The 23,859-nt window shown below is 49.5% G+C and carries 16 protein-coding genes and 1 pseudogene; 13 read left to right on the top strand and 4 right to left on the bottom strand.

The annotated features are described in order from the left end of the window. From WBL83_RS04155 to WBL83_RS04130, 6 genes and pseudogenes are all read left to right on the top strand, one after another. Complete coding sequence (locus WBL83_RS04155) at positions 1-1,344, top strand: replication-associated recombination protein A (protein ID WP_424587933.1); 1,344 nt, start codon at positions 1-3, stop codon at positions 1,342-1,344. Between the two features lie 92 nt (positions 1,345-1,436). Next, positions 1,437-2,729: a serine--tRNA ligase gene (gene serS, locus WBL83_RS04150; protein ID WP_424587932.1), complete on the top strand. Its 1,293-nt coding sequence runs from the start codon at positions 1,437-1,439 to the stop codon at positions 2,727-2,729. Between the two features lie 350 nt (positions 2,730-3,079). Continuing rightward, a pseudogene (gene dmsA / locus WBL83_RS04145) lies at positions 3,080-5,524 on the top strand (dimethylsulfoxide reductase subunit A). A gap of 10 nt (positions 5,525-5,534) precedes the next feature. Continuing rightward, positions 5,535-6,152, top strand: a complete 618-nt coding sequence (locus tag WBL83_RS04140) for a DMSO/selenate family reductase complex B subunit (RefSeq protein WP_424587931.1) — start codon at positions 5,535-5,537, stop codon at positions 6,150-6,152. A 1-nt stretch (position 6,153) separates the two neighbouring features. Continuing rightward, positions 6,154-7,014 carry a DmsC/YnfH family molybdoenzyme membrane anchor subunit gene (locus WBL83_RS04135; RefSeq protein WP_424587930.1) on the top strand — a complete coding sequence of 287 codons (861 nt, stop codon included), beginning with the start codon at positions 6,154-6,156 and terminating at the stop codon, positions 7,012-7,014. Positions 7,015-7,305: 291 nt separating this feature from the next. Beyond that, complete coding sequence (locus WBL83_RS04130) at positions 7,306-8,454, top strand: MFS transporter (protein ID WP_424587929.1); 1,149 nt, start codon at positions 7,306-7,308, stop codon at positions 8,452-8,454. A 49-nt stretch (positions 8,455-8,503) separates the two neighbouring features. On the opposite strand, the gene pflA is transcribed toward WBL83_RS04130, so the two are convergent. The 4 genes from pflA to ycaO all read right to left on the bottom strand — a co-directional run bounded on the left by pflA (position 8,504) and on the right by ycaO (position 14,800). Next, a complete protein-coding gene (pflA, locus tag WBL83_RS04125; RefSeq protein ID WP_424587928.1) occupies positions 8,504-9,244 on the bottom strand; it encodes a pyruvate formate lyase 1-activating protein in 741 nt (246 codons plus the stop codon). 199 nt (positions 9,245-9,443) lie between these two features. Beyond that, positions 9,444-11,726: a formate C-acetyltransferase gene (gene pflB, locus WBL83_RS04120; RefSeq protein ID WP_424587927.1), complete on the bottom strand. Its 2,283-nt coding sequence runs from the start codon at positions 11,724-11,726 to the stop codon at positions 9,444-9,446. A 53-nt stretch (positions 11,727-11,779) separates the two neighbouring features. Continuing rightward, positions 11,780-12,637, bottom strand: coding sequence for a formate transporter FocA (gene focA, locus WBL83_RS04115; protein WP_424587926.1), 858 nt, complete (start codon positions 12,635-12,637; stop codon positions 11,780-11,782). 405 nt (positions 12,638-13,042) lie between these two features. Beyond that, entirely contained in the window at positions 13,043-14,800 is a 1,758-nt protein-coding gene (gene ycaO, locus WBL83_RS04110; RefSeq protein WP_424587925.1) for a 30S ribosomal protein S12 methylthiotransferase accessory factor YcaO, read from the bottom strand. A 137-nt stretch (positions 14,801-14,937) separates the two neighbouring features. Here ycaO and WBL83_RS04105 point away from each other — a divergent pair, with 137 nt between their 5' ends. The 7 genes from WBL83_RS04105 (at position 14,938) to WBL83_RS04075 (ending at position 23,847) form a co-directional block, all read left to right on the top strand. After that, on the top strand, positions 14,938-15,630 hold the full coding sequence (locus WBL83_RS04105; protein ID WP_424587924.1) for a DUF421 domain-containing protein: 693 nt from the start codon (positions 14,938-14,940) through the stop codon (positions 15,628-15,630). 160 nt (positions 15,631-15,790) lie between these two features. Then, the gene (serC, locus tag WBL83_RS04100) at positions 15,791-16,876 is read left to right on the top strand and encodes a 3-phosphoserine/phosphohydroxythreonine transaminase (RefSeq protein ID WP_424587923.1); all 1,086 of its coding nucleotides are present in this window, start codon (positions 15,791-15,793) and stop codon (positions 16,874-16,876) included. A 79-nt stretch (positions 16,877-16,955) separates the two neighbouring features. Beyond that, entirely contained in the window at positions 16,956-18,239 is a 1,284-nt protein-coding gene (gene aroA / locus WBL83_RS04095) for a 3-phosphoshikimate 1-carboxyvinyltransferase (protein ID WP_424588038.1), read from the top strand. 197 nt (positions 18,240-18,436) lie between these two features. Beyond that, complete coding sequence (gene cmk / locus WBL83_RS04090) at positions 18,437-19,123, top strand: (d)CMP kinase (RefSeq protein WP_424587922.1); 687 nt, start codon at positions 18,437-18,439, stop codon at positions 19,121-19,123. Positions 19,124-19,318: 195 nt separating this feature from the next. Then, positions 19,319-20,995: a 30S ribosomal protein S1 gene (gene rpsA, locus WBL83_RS04085; protein ID WP_424587921.1), complete on the top strand. Its 1,677-nt coding sequence runs from the start codon at positions 19,319-19,321 to the stop codon at positions 20,993-20,995. Positions 20,996-21,085: 90 nt separating this feature from the next. Then, complete coding sequence (gene ihfB / locus WBL83_RS04080) at positions 21,086-21,373, top strand: integration host factor subunit beta (protein ID WP_034456367.1); 288 nt, start codon at positions 21,086-21,088, stop codon at positions 21,371-21,373. 203 nt (positions 21,374-21,576) lie between these two features. Continuing rightward, complete coding sequence (locus WBL83_RS04075) at positions 21,577-23,847, top strand: ComEC family protein (RefSeq protein ID WP_424587920.1); 2,271 nt, start codon at positions 21,577-21,579, stop codon at positions 23,845-23,847. Positions 23,848-23,859: the final 12 nt, after the last annotated feature.

The following is a 23,859-nucleotide window of genomic DNA, read 5'->3' as shown; positions in this document are numbered from 1 at the left end:
GTGAGCAACCTGTCGCTCGATTTTTCTGAGAATACCTTCCAGCCTCTGGCCGCTCGAATGCGGCCGGAGAACCTCGCGCAGTACATCGGTCAACAACATCTGCTCGCCCCTGGCAAACCGCTTCCTAAGGCTATCGAAGCGGGACATCTCCATTCGATGATTTTATGGGGCCCACCCGGCACGGGGAAAACCACGCTTGCTGAAGTGATTGCTCACTATGCTGACGCGGATGTTGAACGTATCTCGGCTGTCACTTCCGGTGTGAAAGAAATTCGCGAAGCCATAGAGCGCGCGCGTCAGAACCGGAACGCAGGTCGTCGCACTATTCTGTTTGTCGACGAAGTCCATCGCTTCAACAAAAGCCAACAAGACGCTTTTTTGCCTCATATTGAAGACGGCACCATCACGTTTATCGGTGCCACTACCGAAAACCCCTCATTCGAGCTGAACTCGGCACTGCTGTCACGCGCACGCGTTTACTTGCTTAAATCACTTACCACGGAAGATATCGAAAAAGTCCTCGACCAGGCGATGAGCGATAATGCACGCGGTTATGGCGGCCAGAATATTGTCCTGCCGAATGAGACGCGTAGAGCCATCGCCGAACTGGTGAATGGCGATGCCCGCCGCGCGTTGAATACTCTCGAAATGATGGCTGATATGGCCGAAACCAATGCCAATGGAAATCGTGAGTTGCACATTGCTCTGCTGACGGAAATTGCAGGCGAACGCAGCGCGCGCTTTGATAATAAAGGCGACCGTTTCTACGATTTGATTTCAGCCTTGCATAAATCAGTTCGCGGCTCATCCCCTGATGCTGCACTGTATTGGTATGCGCGCATTATTACAGCGGGTGGCGACCCGTTGTATGTGGCCCGCCGGTTGTTGGCGATTGCCTCGGAAGATGTGGGGAATGCCGACCCGCGCGGGATGCAGGTCGCTCTTGCGGCGTGGGATTGCTTCACCCGCGTTGGCCCGGCGGAAGGTGAGCGTGCGATTGCTCAGGCCATTGTTTATCTTGCATGCGCGCCAAAAAGTAATGCGGTTTATACGGCTTTTAAAGCCGCCATGGCCGATGCCCGCGATCGCCCCGATTACGATGTTCCGGTCCATTTGCGTAATGCGCCAACCAAATTGATGAAAGAAATGGGATATGGTCAGGAGTATCGATATGCTCATGACGAACCTAACGCCTACGCGTCCGGCGAGGTCTACTTTCCGCAGGAAATGGCACAAACTCGCTATTATCAGCCGACAAACAGAGGTCTTGAAGGCAAGATTGGTGAAAAGCTCGCCTGGCTTACTGAACAGGATCAAAATAGCCCGACAAAACGCTACCGCTAATGAAGGCGTTGCGGTAAGGTTAGCAAGAATATCAATGCGGTTGCAGGCTGTGACCGTATCCCCTCCATTAATTCGATAAGCACAGGATAAGCATGCTCGATCCCAATCTGCTGCGTACAGAGCCAGACGCAGTCGCTGAAAAACTGGCACGCCGAGGCTTTAAGCTGGATGTAGAAACGCTGCGCTCTTTAGAAGAGCGTCGTAAAGTGTTGCAGGTCAAAACTGAAAATCTGCAAGCTGAACGTAACTCGCGATCGAAATCCATCGGCCAGGCGAAAGCACGCGGGGAAGACATCGAGCCATTGCGTCTGCAGGTAAACCAGCTGGGTGAAGAGCTGGATGCAGCGAAAGCTGAGCTTGATACTCTGCTGGCAGAAATTCGCGATATCTCTCTGACTCTGCCGAACATCCCGGACGATTGCGTACCGCTGGGCAAAGATGACAGCGAAAACGTTGAAATCAGCCGCTGGGGCGAGCCGCGTAAATTCGATTTCGAAGTGCGCGATCACGTGACCCTAGGCGAAATGGCTAAAGGCCTGGATTTCGCTGCTTCGGTAAAACTGACGGGTTCCCGCTTTGTGGTGATGCAGGGGCAAATCGCCCGTTTGCACCGCGCGCTGAGCCAGTTCATGTTGGATCTGCATACCGAACAGCACGGTTACTCTGAGAACTACGTTCCGTATCTGGTCAACCATGAAACGTTGTACGGTACCGGTCAGTTGCCAAAATTCGGTGGTGACTTGTTCCATACACGTCCGCTGGATGAAGAAGCTGACAGCAGCAACTATGCTCTGATCCCAACCGCAGAAGTGCCATTGACCAACCTGGTGCGTGACGAGATCATTGATGAAGATACACTGCCGCTGAAGATGACTGCTCATACGCCATGCTTCCGCTCCGAAGCCGGTTCTTACGGTCGTGATGCTCGTGGTCTGATCCGCCAGCACCAGTTCGATAAAGTTGAGATGGTGCAGATCGTTCGTCCAGAAGACTCTATGGATGCACTGGAAGAACTGACCGGGCATGCTGAGAAAGTGTTGCAGTTGTTGGGTCTGCCATACCGTAAAGTGCTGCTGTGCAGTGGTGATATCGGTTTTGGCTCGGCTAAAACCTACGATCTTGAAGTCTGGTTGCCGGCGCAGAACACCTACCGTGAAATCTCGTCTTGTTCCAACATGTGGGATTTCCAGGCGCGTCGTTTACAGGCTCGCTGCCGCAGCAAGGCAGACAAGAAAACTCGTCTGGTGCATACCCTGAACGGTTCTGGTTTGGCTGTAGGTCGTACCCTGGTCGCCGTGCTGGAAAACTACCAGCAGGCAGACGGTCGTATCGAAGTGCCTGAAGTATTGCGTCCTTACATGAAAGGCCTAGAGTACGTCGGCTAATCGGTTAGTACGATTAAATGCTTAAAAAGCGCCTACGGGCGCTTTTTTTTCGCGTAAATATTCTCATTCCCAGAGTCAGTCAGACTTTATTGACTCCAAACAATAACAAATACCCCTATATGAGTATGATCATCCCCAGAAAGCGAGTGATGATTACTTACACAACTCATTCAGTATTCTTATCATTTGTCGGCTTAGGTTAAATGACTTAACCGGGTCGTCAATCGTGATACTGACAAAAATTAAGACACTCCTTTCTCTTTTTGGCTGAGCAATGGAAGCACGGGCCGTACCTCCCTGAGTAACCGCTGCCGGCTTGTTTAAATGTGAGCACGAAACAAGTGGGTCCTATGAAAGAGAAAACTTCTAATGCGGTACTTACTGCCCCTGTAAGCCGCCGTAAGCTGGTGAAAACCACGGCTATCGGTGGGCTTGCTGCTGCGAGCGGTGCATTAACACTTCCCTTTAGCCGCCTGGCTTTTGCACAAAACGCTGCTGATACCGTAAGTAAACCTGAAAAAGTTATCTGGAGTGCCTGTACTGTCAACTGTGGTAGCCGTTGCCCATTGCGCATGCATGTTGTAGATGGCGAGATCAAATACGTTGAGACAGACAATACCGGAAATGATGATTACGAAGGGTTGCATCAGGTTCGCGCCTGTTTGCGTGGCCGTTCCATGCGCAGACGTGTCTACAATGCCGATCGTCTGAAATATCCAATGAAGCGGGTGGGTGCCCGTGGCGAAGGTAAATTTGAGCGTATTAGTTGGGATGAAGCCTTCGATACCATCGCTAACAGCATGAAAGGCATCATAAAAGAATACGGCAACGAAGCCATCTATCTCAACTATGGCACTGGTACGTTGGGTGGCACCATGACTCGTTCGTGGCCACCGGGTTCAACACTGATCGCACGACTTATGAATTGCTGCGGCGGTTATCTGAATCATTATGGTGACTATTCAACCGCTCAGATTGCCGCTGGCCTGAATTACACCTACGGTGGATGGGCGGATGGCAACAGCCCGTCTGACATTGAAAACAGCAAGCTCGTGGTGCTGTTTGGCAACAACCCTGGCGAAACGCGTATGAGTGGCGGCGGGGTGACCTATTACCTCGAACAAGCGCGCGAAAAATCTAATGCTCGCATGATTATCATCGATCCGCGTTATACCGATACGGGTGCAGGGCGCGAAGATGAATGGATTCCAATTCGTCCAGGTACTGACACCGCGCTTATCTCCGCGTTAGCGTGGGTGATGATCACTGAAAACCTCGTTGATCAGCCTTTCCTCGACAAATATTGCGTCGGCTACGACGAAAAAACACTGCCAAAATCGGCGCCTGCAAACGGGCACTATAAAGCCTATATTCTGGGAAATGGTGTCGATGGCGTGGCGAAAACGCCGCAGTGGGCGGCGAAAATCACCGGTATTCCTGCTGAACGTATTATTCAATTGGCTCGTGAAATCGCCATGGCTAAACCGGCCTTTATCAGCCAGGGTTGGGGGCCACAACGCCACTCGAATGGCGAACTGGTTTCACGTGCTATCGCTATGTTATCAATTCTGACGGGTAACGTTGGGATCCACGGCGGGAACAGCGGTGCGCGCGAGGGTTCTTACAGTTTACCGTTCGTCCGTATGCCTACGCTTGAAAACCCGGTGCAGACCAGTATCTCGATGTTCCTGTGGACCGATGCCATCGAGCGTGGCCCGGAAATGACGGCCACTCGCGATGGAGTACGGGGCAAAGATAAACTGGATGTTCCAATCAAGATGGTCTGGAACTACGCCAGTAACTGTCTGATTAACCAGCACTCACAAATCAATCGCACCCACGACATTCTGCAGGACGACAAGAAATGCGAAATGATTGTGGTCATCGATAACCACATGACTTCATCGGCTAAATATGCAGATATTTTGCTGCCAGACTGCACAGCGTCTGAACAAATGGACTTCTGTCTCGATGCGTCGTGCGGCAACATGGCTTATGTGATTTTTGCCGATCAGGCAATCAAGCCACGTTTTGAGTGCAAAACGATCTATGAGATGACCAGTGAACTGGCGAAACGTATGGACGTTGAGCAGAAGTTTACCGAAGGCCGCACGCAAGAAGGCTGGATGCGTCATTTGTATCAACAGTCTCAGGAAGCGATTCCTGCATTACCAGGCTTCGATGAATTCCGCAAACAAGGCATCTTCAAGCAGCGCGACCCGCAAGGGCATCACGTGGCTTATAAAGCCTTCCGTGAAGATCCCGCAGCTAACCCGCTGACCACTCCGTCCGGCAAAATTGAAATCTATTCTGAACAGCTGGCTGAGATTGCCGCGACGTGGCAACTCAACGAAGGGGATGTTATCGATCCACTGCCGGTTTATAGCCCTGGCTTCGAAAACTATGGCGATCCACTCGCCGAGAAATGGCCATTGCAGATGACCGGTTTCCACTACAAAGCGCGTACGCACTCAACCTACGGCAACGTGGAAGTATTGAAGGCAGCTTGTCGTCAGGAAATGTGGATCAACCCAATTGATGCAGGACAGCGCGGGATAAAAAATGGCGATATCGTGCGCGTTTTCAACGGTCGTGGCGAAGTCAATATCAACGCGAAAGTTACGCCACGCATTATTCCTGGTGTTGTGGCAATGGGGGAAGGGGCATGATACAGCCCGGATGCTAACAAAGTGGATCACGCAGGCTGCATTAACGTGTTAACCACCCAGCGACCATCGCCACTGGCGAAAGGTAACCCATCCCACAGTAACCTCGTCCAGGTCGAGAAGGCGTAAGGAATAGCTGATGACAACTCAATATGGATTTTATATCGACTCCAGCCGCTGCACCGGGTGCAAGACTTGCGAGCTGGCTTGCAAAGACTACAAGAACTTAGGTCCGGATGTCAGCTTCCGCCGCATCTATGAATATGCAGGTGGTGACTGGCAGGAGGATAACGGTGTCTGGCAGCAAAATGTGTTCGCTTACTATTTGTCGATTGCCTGTAACCATTGCGAAGACCCTGCCTGTACCAAGGTCTGCCCAAGCGGTGCAATGCATAAACGTGAAGACGGTTTTGTCGTTGTAAACGAAGATGTGTGTATTGGCTGCCGCTATTGCCATATGGCTTGCCCATACGGTGCACCACAGTACAACGCGGAAAAAGGGCACATGACGAAATGTGATGGCTGCTATTCGCGCGTTGCTGAAGGTAAGAAACCTATTTGTGTGGAATCTTGCCCGTTACGTGCTCTGGATATGGCGCCTATCGCGGAACTGCGTGAAAAGTATGGCGAGCAAGCAGCGATTGCACCTTTACCATCACCACACTTCACGAAGCCAAATATCGTCATTAAACCCAACGCCAACAGCCGTCCTTGTGGGGATAAAACCGGCTATCTGGCAAACCCGAAGGAGGTGTGAGATGGGTAACGGATGGCATGAATGGCCTTTAATGGTCTTTACAGTTTTGGGACAGTGCGTTGCGGGCGGTTTTATTGTCATGGCGCTGGCATTGATGACGGGTGTTTCAGAACGCACACAGCAAAAACGTGTCCATTGGGCAATGATTGTATTGTGGGTGCTAATGGGTATTGGTTTTATTGCCTCAGTTTTACACTTAGGCTCTCCGTTGCGCGCGTTCAACTCACTCAATCGCATTGGTGATTCAGCACTGAGTAATGAAATTGCCAGCGGTTCGGTCTTCTTCGCTGTCGGTGGCTTCTGGTGGCTGGTGACCGTGCTGGGCAAAATGCCTCAGGCGTTGGGTAAAATCTGGATGGTTTTGACAATGATTCTCGGCGTTGTCTTCGTCTGGATGATGTGCAAAGTTTACTTGATTGATACCGTACCCACCTGGTTTAGCGTTTACACACCGCTGAGTTTCTTCCTGACCATGTTTATTGGCGGGCCGCTGTTGGGTTATTTGTTGCTGCGTGTTGCGGGCGTAACTGGTTGGGGAATGCGCATGCTTCCCGCAATTTCGCTGCTGGCGGTGGTAGCAAGCAGTGTTGTCGTTATGATGCAAGGCATGGGACTGGCAACGATTCAAAGCTCGATTGCACAGGCATCAGCACTGGTGCCGCAATACGGCGCATTAATGTCATGGCGACTGCTGGCACTGGCTGCAGCTTTAGTCATTTGGATTGTTCCGCAGCTGAAAGGGCGACAGGCGAGTCCGGCATTGCTGACTCTTGCCTTAGTTCTGGTGATTGCAGGCGAACTGATCGGGCGCGGCGTGTTCTACGGTCTGCATATGACCGTCGGCATGGCGATTGCCAGCTAGTATCAATAATCATAATTAAATGCGCCTTCGGGCGCATTTTTCAATATCGCATAAGAAAATAACCACCCATTCTCCATGAAATATTTCATCCATTCCGCTTCGGTTCGCAATCGCTGATCTTATCAAAAACAGAGAGATAGCATTACCGTCCCATACTTTGCTGACAACTTAGATAAGTTTTTCAAATCGACAACTTGCAAATCGTGCCAGGCCCCGTCAGCGCTGGATTGACAATCAATTTTCCAGTGGCATGATGCGCACAAATTTCATCTCTTCCTCTCGGTTTTTTACATGTCCACCTATACACGGCCAGTCATGCTTTTGCTCTGCGGTCTGATGCTTTTGACCCTGGCGATAGCAGTGTTAAACACGCTGGTTCCACTTTGGTTAGCGCACGAAAATCTTCCAACCTGGCAAGTCGGGATGGTGGGCTCGTCGTACTTTACCGGAAATCTGGTGGGTACTTTGATGACCGGTTGGCTGATTAAGCGCCAGGGATTCAACCGTAGCTATTATCTTGCATCGTTGATCTTCGCTGCGGGCTGCGCAGGCTTGGGATTAATGACCGGGTTCATGAGTTGGATGATGTGGAGGTTTATCGCAGGTATTGGTTGCGCGATGATCTGGGTGGTGGTCGAGAGTGCACTGATGTGTAGCGGAACGTCGCGTAACCGTGGGCGCTTGCTGGCAGCCTACATGATGGTTTATTACGTTGGCACGGTGCTTGGCCAGTTGATGATCAGCAAAATGCCGACCGATATAGCCAGTGTTTTACCGTGGGTTACGGCGTTAACGTTGACCGCTATTCTTCCGTTACTGTTCACTCGCATTGTGAATGATCGCAGTGAAAACCAGGAAGCGGCACAAGTATGGCCTATGCTGCGTCTGCGCCATGCACGCCTGGGCGTCAACGGTTGTATTATTTCCGGGATTGTTCTCGGCTCCCTGTATGGATTAATGCCACTGTATTTAAACCATCAGGGTGTGAGTGATGCCGGGATTGGTTTCTGGATGGCGGTGATGGTAAGCGCAGGGATTGTAGGGCAGTGGCCAGTTGGCCGTCTTGCCGATCGTTTTGGCCGTTTATTAGTGCTGCGTGTTCAGGTGTTTATTGTGATTCTGGGTTGCATGGCGATGCTGAGTCACGCCGCCATGGGGCCGACTTTATTTGTACTGGGTGCGGCTGGTTTTACGCTTTACCCGGTGGCGATGGCGTGGGCTTGTGAAAAAGTTGAACATCACCAGCTGGTCGCGATGAACCAGGCGCTGCTGCTGAGTTACACCGTTGGCAGCTTGCTTGGCCCAACATTGACCTCAATGCTGATGCAAAGCTACTCGGATAGCCTATTGTTTGTGATGATTGCCGGAGTGGCATTTGTTTACTTGCTAATGCTGCTGCGCAAAGCAGGGCCACATTCCACACCTATTGCCCATGCCTGATACAAAATGGCCCTCAAATTGAGGGCCATTTTTGTTAGGTGTATAAAGATCAGTACATTACTTTGTGACCATACTGTTCCAGAATGCCTTTAACGCGTTCCATGGTCTCTTTCTTCGGCGGATGAACGCCATCAAGTTTGTACTCTTCGCCCATCGCCACCCATTTATGCTTGCCCAACTCGTGGTACGGCAACAATTCAATTTTTTCAACATTGCCCATATCACGCGTGAACTCGCCGAGGCGATGTGCGGAATCATCATCGTCTGACCAGCCTGGAACGACAACATAACGAATCCAGACGTTAATGTTTTTATCAGAAAGGTAGCGAGCAAACTCAAGCGTGCGATGATTAGAAACACCAACCAGATTCTGATGAATCTCGTCGTTCATCTGTTTCAAATCGAGCATCACCAGGTCAGTCACTTCCAGTAACTCATCGATAACCGGATCGTAGCGACGAACAAAACCGTTGGTATCAAGACAAGTATGAATGCCTTCTTTGCGGCAGGCACGGAACCAGTCACGTACAAATTCAGCTTGCAGAATAGCTTCACCACCTGAAGCTGTGACACCACCGCCAGAAGCGTTCATAAAGTGGCGATAGGTCACCACTTCTTTCATCAGTTCTTCAACAGTAATCTCGTTGCCGCCGTGCGTATCCCATGTATCACGGTTATGGCAATACAGGCAGCGCATAAGGCAGCCCTGGAAAAAGGTGATAAAACGAATACCGGGACCATCCACGGTACCGCAGGATTCAAAGGAATGAATTCGGCCAATTACTGACATTGCGGTGTTTTCTCCAGTATTGGTCCATGCTTTTAAGCACGAACCAGGTTGAGCGCGGTCTTTAGACAGAATGCCGCGTCGAATCAATTTTGCAAGATACCCTAAACGTAGCAGTTATCTTGCAAAATAGGTTCTGATATAAGAAAAGGCCCCACCGAAGTGGAGCCTTTATTCTACGCCTTTTCAGACAAACCGTGAATTACATGGTTTGAGTGAAGGTACGGGTAATAACGTCTTTCTGCTGTTCTTTAGTCAGAGAGTTAAAACGTACAGCGTAACCAGATACACGAATAGTCAGCTGAGGATATTTCTCAGGGTGTTCCATCGCATCCAGCAGCATTTCACGGTTCATTACGTTCACGTTCAGGTGTTGACCACCTTCGATGGACGCTTCGTGGTGGAAGTAACCATCCATCAGACCCGCGAGGTTAGTTTTACGAACTTCGTCGTCTTTACCCAGTGCGTTAGGAACGATAGAGAAGGTATAAGAAATACCATCTTTAGCGTAAGCAAACGGCAGTTTAGCAACGGAAGTCAGAGAGGCAACAGCACCTTTCTGGTCACGACCGTGCATTGGGTTAGCACCTGGACCGAATGGAGCGCCTGCACGACGACCGTCTGGGGTGTTACCGGTTTTCTTACCATAAACCACGTTAGAGGTGATGGTCAGAACAGACTGAGTCGGGATAGCGTTACGGTAAGTAGTCAGTTTCTGAATTTTCTTCATGAAACGTTCTACCAGGTCAACAGCGATGTCATCTACGCGAGAATCGTTGTTACCGAACTGTGGATATTCGCCTTCGATTTCGAAGTCAACAGCCAGACCGTCTTCGTCACGAATTGGTTTAACTTTCGCGTACTTGATTGCAGACAAGGAGTCAGCTGCAACAGACAGACCTGCGATACCACACGCCATGGTGCGAACAACGTCACGGTCATGCAGAGCCATCAGAGACGCTTCGTAGCTGTACTTATCATGCATGTAGTGAATGATGTTCAGCGCGGTGACGTACTGTTTAGCCAGCCAGTCCATGAAGTGGTCCAGACGATCCAGAACGTTATCGTAATCCAGAACATCAGCCATGATTGGCGCTTCTTTAGGACCGATCTGCAGTTTCAGTTTTTCATCAACGCCGCCGTTGATTGCGTACAGCATGGTTTTCGCCAGGTTTGCACGAGCACCGAAGAACTGCATTTGTTTACCAACAATCATTGGGCTTACGCAGCAAGCAATTGCGTAGTCATCGTTGTTGAAGTCAGGACGCATCAGATCATCGTTCTCGTATTGCAGAGAAGAGGTATCGATGGAGACTTTAGCAGCGTATTTCTTGAAGTTCAGTGGCAGTTTTTCAGACCACAGAATAGTGATGTTCGGCTCCGGAGAAGGACCCATGGTGTACAGGGTGTTCAGGAAGCGGAAGCTAGATTTAGTGACCAGAGTACGGCCGTCAACACCCATACCAGCGATGGATTCTGTTGCCCAGATTGGGTCACCAGAGAACAGCTCATCATACTCAGGGGTACGCAGGAAGCGAACCATACGCAGTTTCATGACCAGGTGGTCAATCATTTCCTGTGCTTCAAGCTCAGTGATTTTGCCTGCTTTCAGGTCACGTTCGATGAATGCATCCAGGAAGGTGGATACGCGACCGAAGGACATTGCAGCGCCGTTCTGAGATTTAACTGCAGCCAGATAGCCGAAGTAAGTCCACTGAATAGCTTCTTGAGCGTTTTTAGCAGGACCAGAGATATCGCAGCCATATTTAGCAGCCATTTCTTTGATCTGACCCAGAGCACGGTGTTGCTCAGAGATTTCTTCACGCAGACGAATTGTTGCTTCCAGATCTTCGCCGTTTTCCAGTTTAGTTTGCAGAGAATTGAACTGGGCGAATTTGTCTTTCATCAGGAAGTCGATGCCGTACAGCGCAACGCGACGGTAGTCACCGATGATACGACCACGGCCGTAAGCATCTGGCAGACCAGTGATTACGCCTGATTTACGGCAGTTCAGGATGTCTTTGGTATAAACGTCAAACACACCCTGGTTGTGGGTTTTGCGGTATTCGGTGAAGATCTTCTTAAGCATTGGGTCAAGTTCACGACCGTATACTTTGCAAGAACCTTCAACCATTTTGATGCCACCAAACGGAATAATTGCACGTTTCAGTGGAGCATCAGTTTGCAGGCCGACGATAGTTTCGAGGGACTTGTTGATGTAACCAGCATCATGAGAGGTGATGGTGGAAGCGAGGTCAGTGTCGAAATCAACAGGCGCGTGAGTGCGGTTTTCCTGTTTAACGCCTTCCATGACGCTATCCCACAGGGTGGTGGTTGCTTCAGTAGCACCTGCCAGGAAGGATTCGTCACCCTCGTAAGGGGTGTAGTTTTTCTGAATAAAGTCACGCACGTTGACTTCATTCTGCCAGTCACCTTTGGCAAAACCTTCCCAGGCTGTGGCTAACTTCTCATTAAGCTCGGACATTTAACACCTACCTTCTAATGTGGATTTCTTATTCCCTACACGTTAGCGAGCACTTAGTGCTTATCACCACCGCGCAGATAAATTACCCAGTACGTCAACCCAACCAGTACGCCGCCACCAATAATGTTCCCGATAGTTACTGGGATCAGGTTGTCGGTGATGAAGTTCAATACGGTCAAGTGAGAGAAATTGTCCGGAGACGACCCTACAGCGGTCCAGAATTCCGGGCTTGCAAAGTTGCGTACTACGATACCCAAAGGGATCATGAACATGTTTGCGATACTGTGCTCAAAACCACAAGCAACAAACATGGCGACCGGGAGGATCATAGCAAACATCTTGTCCATCAAAGTGCGGCCAGAGTAGCTCATCCAGACAGCCAGACAGACCATCAAGTTAGCTAAAATACCGAGGCACACAGCTTCAATAAAGGTGTGATGCATTTTGTGGTCTGCGGTTTGTAACACATTCAGACCCCATGCACCGTTGGCTGTCATATACATACCTGACAACCAAATCAACGCGACAAACATCAACGCGCCGCAAAGGTTACCGACATAAACGTTAATCCAGTTCTTTGCGAGCTGGCCCCAGGTGATACGGCCACTGGCTTTAGCGACCACAATTAACACCGTAGAGGTGAACAGGTCAGCACCGCAGATGACGCAAAGGATAAGCCCCAGGGAGAAGCAAGTACCGCCAATCAGCTTTGCAATCCCGAATGGGATAGTTGCAGTGCCTGTTGTAGCAGTGATGTAAAAGACAAAGGCAATCGAGATGAACATGCCCGCTGTAATCGCTAAATAAAACGTGGTCAGCGGGTGTTTAGTTGCTTTATAGACGCCAACATCTTCGGCGACTTTAGCCATAGCGGCTGGGAGCAATAGATCAAAAGGGTTGTCAGCTTTCACACTAACTCTCTCTTATTTAATTCGGCGACGAGATACTAACAAAGCATTATAGAGTAAAATTTGATATGGATCATATCTCGCCAAGCTTATAGGCCTGAAAAAAGCAGGTGATTACCTGTAATTCAGCTTAAATTGTTGATTTTGATGATAAAAATAAAGTTTAAATTTTATAATGTAATTTGATATTTAGCCTTTAAGCTCCGGTGACAGGTTAATTAGAATGGAGTATTTCAATAATTTCGCAACATTATTTGTAGTTTAAAATAATAATATGTCACCAATATTTAACTATTGAGACACAAATGAAATTATTACGCTGCCAATAAAAACAAGGGGCAATAAAAATCGCCCCGTAATATAGCGTAAACATTAAGGTTTACGTAGCTTGAGTTTTAGTTTTTGGCACTATTTCCAGAAAGCGGCTTTTGCGCGTTGCAATTTTTCATAAGCTGCTAACAACGCTTGATGTGCAGGGAAGGCTTTCAAATCGCTGTCCACGGCTTGCAGGCCGTAGAATGGCGCTTCACCGCTCAGTGCGGCACTCGCAGCTTCCACCGTTTCTGCGCCATACATACGCACGAAGGCATTCAGATACTGCAACGGCTGGCGATCTTCTTCCATAGCCAGCAGCAACAACGTTTGCAGGCAACGATAGTAGTTAGCACGTTCCGCGCTGAAAATAGATGCGTTGAACTCCATCGTCCATTCAGTCCAGATAAGCGCCTGTTCGGTGTCACCACCAGCCAGCGCTAACATGGCTTTCAATTCACCGATACGTAAGGTGTACCAGCCATTGTCTTTACCTGTTGCCAGGCCAAGCAACTCACGTACGCGAGTGAAATCATCGTGGCCTTCTTCATCAAACTGAGAGATGAGGTCCAGATAATCTTGCTTCTCCCACTCACTGCCCGGCAGCGCCAGAATAGTGTCACGCAGGTGATAGCCCATATTATTGTTAGCAAGCAGCAGGTCTTCAGCAGGGTAAATATCGGACATCCCTGGCACGATGATACGACAAGCGTATACGTCTAAATGCTGGTAATCGGCGATGTAAACTTCTTGATCTTCTGCGTCGAAGATAGCCATCAAGGTGGCGAATTCTTCTTCAGTTGTGCCAGAGAAGCTCCAGTCAGCAAACGGATAGTCAGCATCTTGCTTGAACATATCCCATGAAATCAAACCGCTGGAATCGATGAAATGAGTTTCGAGGTTGGCATGCTCGCCAACTTCTTCGTCGTCAAAGGTTGGCGGAGTGAAGACATCCAGATCTTTCAGGCCACGACCCTGAAGCAGTTCGGTGACAGTACGCTCCAGCGCCACGCCAAAGTCTGGGTGGGCACCGAATGAAGCAAAGCAGGTTCCATTCGCTGGGTTGAACAGCACAACGCAGATAACCGGGTACTTGCCGCCTAATGAACCGTCATAAGCGAAGATTGGGAATCCTTCCGCTTCCAGGGTCGCAATCGACTCAACCACACCAGGGTAGCGAGCCAGCACTTCCTGTGGAATTTCTGGCAGGCTGATGCTTTCAGCAATAATGCGATTTTTAATATGACGTTCGAAAACTTCTGACAGACCCTGTACGCGAGCTTCGTTTGCCGTATTCCCTGCAGACATGCCATTTGAAACGTACAGGTTGCCGATAATGTTCATTGGAATATAGACAGTTTCTTGATCCGACTGGCGGGTAAATGGCAGGGCGCAAATCCCACGCTCTTCATTACCTGATTGCAGATCGATAAGCATCCCCGCAGTCACTTCGTTTTCCGGATCGTAAAACGCACGCAGACGATCGTCGAGAATGCCTTCTGGCAACTGCTCATCTTCTGGAATTGGGAACCACTTCTCGTTTGGATAATGCACAAACGGGCCATTGGCGATGGTCTTGCCCAACCAGAAATCAGCGAAGAAATAGTTGGTCGACAGACGTTCGAAATATTCACCCAGAGCGGAAGCCAATGCGGCTTTTTTAGTTGCCCCTTTACCATTGGTAAAGCACAGCGCGCTGTCTTTATCACGGATATGAACTGACCAGACGTTAGGAACGGGGTTTAACCAGGAGGCTTCTTCAATATTAAAGCCAAGGGAGGAGAGCTGCTTCTGGAAGCGAGCGATGGAATCTTCCAGTGCGGCATCTTTGCCAGGAATAAAGGTTTGAGTCATCAGGTTTCACTTTTGTCGTACGCAAAGCGCGCAATGATACGGGTTTTAGCAGACTGACGCCATTGTCAGCAGCAAGCAGGCGGCAATAGCATAACAGGCTATGCTTACTGTCAGTAACCTACTGTTATGGCGGAAAAATGAAGACCTTTGATCTCCAGCGGATGGCTTTGAACGACGTACCCCTCGATTTCCTCTGGGAAGTCGCTTTACGTAGTCTTTATACCTTCATATTGGTGTTTCTGTTTTTAAAAATAACGGGGCGGCGCGGCGTACGGCAGATGTCGCTATTTGAAGTGCTGATAATCTTAACCCTTGGCTCGGCGGCGGGGGATGTGGCGTTTTATCATGACGTGCCAATGCTACCGGTGTTGATTGTTTTCGTTACGTTGGGGGGGCTTTATCGGCTGGTGATGTGGCTGATGAGCCATAGTGAAAAACTCGAAAACCTGTTTGAGGGAAAACCTTCAGTCATTATTGAAGAAGGGGAGTTTGCCTGGGAAAAAATGAAGTCGCAAAACATGACTGAATTTGAGTTTTTTATGGAGCTTCGCTTGCTGGGCGTTGAACACCTTGGGCAAGTCCGTCTGGCGATACTTGAAACCAATGGCCAGATAAGTGTCTATTTCTTCCCTGACAAACTCGTCAGACCGGGATTACCCATTTTGCCTGAGCACTGCTGTGAACGGTTTATTAAAATGCCAGAAGATGCCGACTATGCCTGTATCCATTGCAGTGAAGTCACTACGTTAAATGCCGGGGACGAATCCACGTGCCCGCGCTGTGCAAACAAAGTTTGGGTTAAGGCCAGCACCGCTTCGCGAGTGACCTGACGGGTATTTATCGGGTGTTTAATTCAGCGAGTAGTTGATTCTGTTGTGTGATTTTGCGCACATTACTCGGTCACACCTGATTAACCATTGCAGGCTCAGCATCTGAGTGATAAAACCGATAACGTATAAAAACTTGTTGATCTAAGCGTGGTGAGGGGAAATGACTCAGGTATACAATTTTAGTTCCGGTCCGGCGATGCTACCAGCTGATGTGCTTCGTCGTGCCCAACGTGAACTTTGCGACTGGCAAGGTTTAGGCACCTCCGTGATGGAGATTAGCCACCGTGGAAAAGAGTTTATTCAGGTAGCTGTTGAAGCTGAAAAAGATTTTCGTGATCTGCTGCAAATCCCCTCGAACTACAAAGTTTTGTTCTGTCATGGCGGCGGTCGCGGTCAATTCGCGGGCGTCCCTCTCAATTTGTTGGGTGACAAAACGACTGCGGATTATGTGGATGGCGGCTACTGGGCGAGCAGCGCAGTAAAAGAAGCACACAAATACTGCGCTCCAAATGTTTTCGATGCGAAAGTGACTATTGACGGCCTGCGCGCACTCAAGCCAATGAGCGAGTGGCAGGTTTCTGAAGAGAGTGCTTATCTGCACTACTGCCCGAATGAAACCATCGACGGCATTGCAACTCACGAAACCCCAGATTTTGGCGATAAAGTGGTGGTTGCGGACTACTCATCCTCTATTTTGTCGCACTCGCTGGACATTAGCCGTTTTGGCGTCATTTATGCCGGCGCACAGAAAAATATCGGCCCGGCAGGTTTAACGCTGGTTATCGTGCGTGAAGATTTGCTCGGCAAGGCGCATAAAGCCTGCCCGTCCATTCTTGACTACACCGTGCTAAATGAAAACGAATCCATGTTCAACACGCCACCTACCTTTGCCTGGTATCTGTCAGGTTTGGTCTTTAAATGGCTGAAAGAACAGGGTGGTGTGGAAGTCATGGACAAAATTAACCGTGAGAAAGCGAGCCTGCTCTACGGTGTGATTGATAAAAGCGATTTCTACCGTAACGATGTGGCTCCTGCCAACCGTTCGCGCATGAACGTACCATTCCAGTTAGCGGATAGCGCGCTGGATAAAGTCTTCCTCGAAGAGTCGTTTGCTGCTGGTTTGCATGCATTGAAAGGCCACCGTGTTGTGGGCGGAATGCGTGCATCTATCTACAATGCGATGCCACTTGAAGGCGTTAAAGCGTTAACCGATTTCATGGTCGACTTTGAGCGTCGCCACGGTTAACCGTTGCTCGTTGTTATTCTCCCCGCGACATCGTTCGCGGGGTTTTTATTCTGTTTGAGTTGAGAGTATTTTTCCCATGCTGGAATCCCTGACGTTACAACCCATCGCACTGGTCGACGGCACGATTAACCTTCCTGGTTCAAAAAGTGTGTCAAACCGCGCGCTGCTGCTTGCTGCACTGGCGCAAGGCACCACTGAACTGACTAACTTGCTCGATAGCGACGATGTGCGTCATATGCTCAACGCTCTGAAAGCATTGGGAGTTAGCTATACACTTTCTGCCGACCGTACGCGCTGTGAAGTCACTGGCATGGGCGGCCCATTACAAGATGCTGGTGACCTGGAGTTATTCTTAGGTAATGCAGGGACCGCAATGCGCCCGCTTGCGGCAGCATTGTGCCTCGGCAGCAATAATATTGTACTGACCGGTGAACCTCGCATGAAAGAACGTCCGATTGGTCATCTGGTTGATGCTTTGCGTCAGGGCGGGGCTCAGATTGACTATCTGGAACAAGAAAATTATCCACCGTTGCGTTTACGTGGCGGTTTTAGTGGTGGCCAGGTAGCCGTCGATGGCAGTGTTTCGAGCCAGTTCTTGACGGCGCTTTTGATGACGGCACCGTTGGCGGAAAACGACACCGAAATCACCATCAAAGGTGATCTGGTATCAAAACCCTATATCGACATCACATTACATCTAATGAAAACCTTCGGTGTGGATGTAGAAAACCGCGATTACCGCAGTTTCGTCATTCGCGGTAGTCAGCAGTACGCCTCTCCAGGTGCTTATCTGGTGGAAGGCGATGCCTCATCTGCTTCTTACTTCCTGGCTGCCGGTGCAATCAAAGGTGGAACGGTAAAAGTGACGGGTATCGGTCGTAATAGCGTTCAGGGCGATATTCGCTTTGCCGATGTGCTGGAAAAAATGGGTGCGAAAGTGACCTGGGGCGATGATTTCATCTCCTGCGAGCGTGGTGAACTCAATGCCATCGACATGGACATGAATCATATCCCTGACGCAGCAATGACTATCGCGACTGCAGCGTTATTTGCTAAAGGCACCACCACGCTGCGTAACATTTATAACTGGCGTGTAAAAGAGACGGACCGACTGAGCGCGATGGCAATTGAATTGCGTAAAGTGGGCGCTGTAGTAGAAGAGGGTGAGGATTACATCACTGTGACTCCACCGGCCCAGCTACAAGTCGCTGAAATTGGGACCTATAACGATCACCGCATGGCGATGTGTTTCTCGCTGGTGGCGTTGTCAGATATCCCCGTCACTATTATGGATCCGAAATGTACTGCGAAAACCTTCCCGGACTATTTTGAACAGTTAGCGCGCATTAGTACATTAGCTTAATACCCTCTAACCGCATCAACTATGGTGCGGTTTTCTCACATCACCACCTTTCGTTACAACGCAAGTTGCGCAATTCTTCTACACTCAGCGTCATTAACGACGATAATTGGCAGGAAAGATAACGGTCAGGAATCTGGCGGCGTATAATATGCGGCGTTTCTATTTTAGGTCCGCAATTTCAGCGAGAGGAGAGTACGATGACGGCACCCGCCCCGGTAATAACGATTGATGGCCCAAGCGGCGCAGGTAAAGGCACGCTGTGTAAAGCCATGGCGGAAGCGTTGCAATGGCATCTGCTTGATTCTGGAGCAATTTATAGAGTCCTGGCATTAGCGGCCTTGCATCATCAGGTTGATGTGACCTCTGAAGATACTCTGGTCCCGCTCGCTGCACACCTTGATGTACGCTTTGTTGCCGCCCATGGCAATCTGGAAGTCGTGCTTGAAGGCGAAGACGTCAGTGCGGAAATCCGTACTCAGGAAGTTGCCAATGCAGCTTCTCAAATCGCTGCTTTTCCACGCGTTCGTGAAGCGTTGCTGCGCCGCCAACGTGCATTCAGAGAAGCGCCAGGCCTGATTGCTGATGGCCGAGATATGGGTACCGTAGTTTTCCCTGACGCGCCCGTGAAAATTTTCCTTGACGCATCTTCTGAAGAGCGTGCGCGCAGACGTATGCTACAGTTGCAGGAGAAGGGCTTTAGTGTTAACTTTGAGCGCCTTTTGGCAGAAATAAAAGAACGTGATGACCGCGACCGCAACCGTGCAATAGCACCGTTAGTCCCAGCTGCAGATGCGCTGGTGCTGGATTCAACCAGTATGTCTATCGACGACGTCATCAAACAAGCGCTGACTTATGCGCAGAAAATTTTAACACCAGCTCAATAGTGAATATTGCGCTGGTGGAAGTTTTGTCATATTTGTCATGATATTGCCATAGTGGTATCCTGACATATCGGGTAGTTTTTTACCCCTGTAACCTAAACCCTGTCGGCATGGAGCCAATGGCGGGGTATGTGAAACAACCCCATTCGGCGGGATGCTAAATGGACGTTAAACTAAAGAACCTTGAAGATTAACAACATGACTGAATCTTTCGCTCAACTCTTTGAAGAATCCCTTAAAACAATCGAAACCCGTCCGGGTTCCATCGTTCGTGGCGTTGTAGTTTCTATCGATAAAGACGTAGTACTGGTTGACGCTGGTCTGAAATCTGAATCTGCAATTCCTGCAGAGCAGTTCAAAAATGCTGCTGGCGAACTGGAAATCCAGGTTGGTGACGAAGTTGATGTTGCTCTGGACGCTGTTGAAGATGGCTTTGGCGAAACTCTGCTGTCCCGTGAAAAAGCTAAGCGTCACGAAGCTTGGATCACGCTGGAAAAAGCTTACGAAGAAGCTGAAACTGTCGTCGGTGTTATCAACGGCAAAGTTAAGGGTGGCTTCACTGTAGAGCTGAACGGTATTCGTGCGTTCCTGCCAGGTTCACTGGTAGATGTTCGTCCGGTACGTGACACTCTGCACCTGGAAGGCAAAGAGCTTGAGTTCAAAGTCATCAAGCTGGACCAGAAGCGTAACAACGTTGTTGTTTCTCGTCGTGCAGTTATCGAATCCGAAAACAGCGCAGAACGTGATCAACTGCTGGAAAACCTGCAAGAAGGCATGGAAGTTAAAGGTATCGTTAAGAACCTCACTGACTACGGTGCATTCGTTGATCTGGGCGGCGTTGACGGCCTGCTGCACATCACTGATATGGCATGGAAACGCGTTAAGCATCCAAGCGAAATCGTGAATGTTGGCGATGAAATTACCGTTAAAGTACTGAAGTTCGACCGTGAGCGTACTCGTGTGTCTCTGGGTCTGAAACAACTGGGCGAAGATCCATGGGTCGCTATCGCTAAGCGTTATCCAGAAGGTACCAAACTGACTGGTCGCGTGACTAACCTGACTGATTACGGCTGCTTCGTAGAAATCGAAGAAGGCGTTGAAGGTCTGGTTCACGTTTCCGAAATGGATTGGACCAACAAAAACATCCACCCATCCAAAGTTGTTAACGTTGGTGATGTAGTGGAAGTTATGGTTCTGGATATCGACGAAGAACGTCGTCGTATCTCCCTGGGTCTGAAGCAGTGCAAATCTAACCCATGGCAGCTGTTCGCTGAAACCCACAACAAGGGCGACCGCGTTGAAGGTAAAATCAAGTCTATCACTGACTTTGGTATCTTCATCGGCCTGGACGGTGGCATCGACGGCCTGGTTCACCTGTCTGATATCTCCTGGAACGTTGCAGGCGAAGAAGCAGTTCGTGAATACAAGAAAGGCGACGAAATCGCGGCTGTGGTTCTGCAAGTTGACGCAGAACGTGAGCGTATCTCCCTGGGTGTTAAACAACTCGCAGAAGATCCGTTCAACAACTACGTTGCACTGAACAAGAAAGGTACTATCGTTACTGGTAAAGTAACAGCAGTTGACGCGAAAGGTGCTACAGTTGAATTAGCAGATGGCGTAGAAGGCTACCTGCGTGCTTCTGAAGCTTCCCGTGACCGCGTTGAAGATGCAACTCTGGTTCTGAGCGTAGGCGACGACGTTGAAGCTAAATTCACCGGCGTTGACCGTAAAAACCGTGTTGTAAGCCTGTCTGTTCGTGCTAAAGACGAAGCTGACGAGAAAGATGCAATCGCTACTGTTAACAACAAACAGGAAGATGCACCGAACTTCTCTAACGCTATGGCTGAAGCATTCAAAGCAGCTAAAGGCGAGTAATCGTCTGAGCACTAAATCAGGGCGGCTACGGCCGCCCTTGTTCGAATGATAGGTGTAAGTTAATTTTCCTGAAAGGAAACCGGAGGAATCATGACCAAGTCAGAATTGATAGAAAGACTTGCAACTCAGCAATCTCACATCCCAGCGAAAGCTGTAGAAGATGCAGTTAAAGAGATGCTGGAGCATATGGCCTCTACTCTCGCCCAAGGTGAGCGTATTGAAATCCGGGGTTTCGGCAGTTTTTCCTTACACTATCGCGCACCTCGCACCGGACGTAATCCAAAAACTGGCGATAAAGTGGATCTGGAAGGCAAGTACGTTCCGCACTTTAAACCAGGTAAAGAATTGCGTGACCGCGCCAACATTTACGGTAATTAAATCCTCGGATTTAATCATCAAGAACGGCACCTATGGGTGCCGTTTTTTTATGTCAAAAATCACAGTTTTCGACTTTGCTCGCAAATAATTAAATCGCATTTGCATGCAACGCTGAAAACCTCGAACCCTCCTCGTAGAAGTGATAATCCGTAGCTGACGCCATCTTTTTGAAAGTCCACACTCGCTTCAACAAGGAGGCTGACGTGAGGAATACAATCAGATTATGTTTCAGTGCAATTATTGGCATTCAACCTTTGATGTGGTTGCCGGCTATTCCCGGGCTGTCTGTTATCACTGCAATCCTCCTGGCAGCAATATGCTTTGGGCTCATCCCACTTCGGTTTGCACGCTATGTCGCTTTTAGTCTGTTGTGCTTTTGCTGGGCGCTATTTAGTGCAAGAGGAACCCTGACACTTTTTGAACAATGGACGTCTAAACCTGTTGCGGTTGTAGCGGTAATGACGAGTACTGACGGCAAGCAAAACCACGACTGGGAGATAGCGTCTGTTGAAGGGAAACGCGTTTTTCCCCCATTCGGTGTCAGAAGTCGCGGCAGTTATTTACCAGGTAGCATCTGCGCCGGACAGCGCTGGCGCCTGAAACTGCAACTGCGACCCGTGCATGGTCAATTGAACGACGGCGGATTTGATAGCCAAAGATATGCTCTTGCACAGCATCAGCCTTTGAGAGCTCGTATTCTCTCGGCTGAGCCCATCAGTCAGAAGTGCAGTCTACGTGCTCAATGGATGGCTACTGTTCAAATCGCGACTCAATCTTTGCCATATCAGGGTGTGATCCTGGCATTAGCATTTGGCGACCGCTCGGGAGTCAGTGATGAACAGAAAAACTTACTACGTGAGAGCGGAACGGCCCACCTTATGGCCATTTCGGGAATGCATATTTCACTGGCCGCGATGGTTGGCTGGCTCATTGCGCGGTTGATACAAATGAGTTTTCCTGCTCATCGAATACATTTCAGAATGCCTTTATTAGCCAGTGTTGCTGCAGCGGTTGTCTATACCTGGCTCGCGGGTGGCAATCCTCCGGCTGTCAGAGCCTTGATTGGTGTCGTTATCTGGCTTTTTCTACGGCTGCAGGGCCGATGTTGGTCCGGGTGGGAGGTGTGGCTTTGCTGTATCACGGGCATTCTGATTTATGATCCTCTGACTGTTTTGTCAGACAGCTTTTGGCTATCAGTACTGGCCGTGGCATCGCTGATTTTCTGGTACCAGTGGATGCCGCTTCCACAGCTGATTGCCGGGGAAAAAGGGTTCTATCGTTACCCGCTCACATTACTGCACTTACAAATTGGCATCATGGTTTTGCTTTTGCCTCTGCAAATTTTCATTTTCCACGGCGTTAGCCTCAGTGCGTTATTCGCGAATTTACTCGCAGTACCGCTGATTACATTCGCTGTAGTTCCATTGCTGTTGGCAGGTTTAGTGCTTAACAGTGTTCCATGGGCAGGAGAGTGTTTGTGGTGGAGTGTTGATCGTTTGCTGGCGCTGCTTTTTACCTCATTGTCACTGCTTCCTGACGGCTGGCTGGAAGTGGATAAACGTTTCCAGTGTTTGAGCCTGAGTGGTTGGATTGGGGTCATCATCCATCGGTTGGCATTATGGCGCAGTTCGTTTTTATCTGTGATCGCTCTCATGGTATCACTGGTCGCTTCCACCATGCGGACCGAGGAAAAAGACGACACGTGGCAAATCACCATGTTGGATGTGGGACATGGGCTGGCTGTCGCCTTTATTCGGCAAGGGAAAGTCTTTCTCTACGATACCGGGAACGCCTGGCCGGGTGGGGATGCGGCGCAGCAAGTCATCATTCCATGGTTGCGTTGGCACAACCTCACGCCTGAGCAAGTCGTCATTAGCCACGAACATCTTGATCATCGCGGGGGTTTAATCAGTTTACAGCGTGAATGGCCCTCGTTAAAAATTCTCAGTCCACTGCGTTGGGCAGGGCATCATCCTTGTTTTCAAGGGCAGGAGTGGCAGTGGCGGGGATTGAAATTTACTGCGATATGGCCCCCGACTCAGCCAGTGATGAAAGGTAATAATGGATCTTGTGTGGTGATGGTGACTGACGGGTACTTTCGGATTTTATTAACCGGTGATGTGGAAGCTGAAGCAGAATTAGCTATGCTCAAGAAGCGTTGGGGTTCCTTAGATGCTGATATTATTCAGGTCCCTCATCACGGAAGCCGTACATCATCCAGTGCGCCGCTGCTGCGTGCAGTTTCCGCCAGTGCTGCGCTTGCATCAACATCGCGCTACAACGCTTGGCATTTACCCTCCGGGAAAGTGGTTCAACGCTATAAATCTCAGGGGGTCAAATGGTATAGCACGGCCCAATCAGGCCAGGTCACTATCGAAATAAATAGTGATAAATGGCAAATCAATAGCTTCAGAGAGCAAATTTCACCCCGTTGGTATCATCAGTGGTTTGGTGTATCCCAGGATAATGGGTAGAATATGCGGCTA

The sequence above is a fragment of the Buttiauxella sp. genome, assembly GCF_049686335.1.
Lineage (GTDB): Bacteria > Pseudomonadota > Gammaproteobacteria > Enterobacterales > Enterobacteriaceae > Buttiauxella.
Note: the sequence above shows the minus strand (reverse complement) of the source record. Positions and strands in the feature narration are given on the sequence as shown.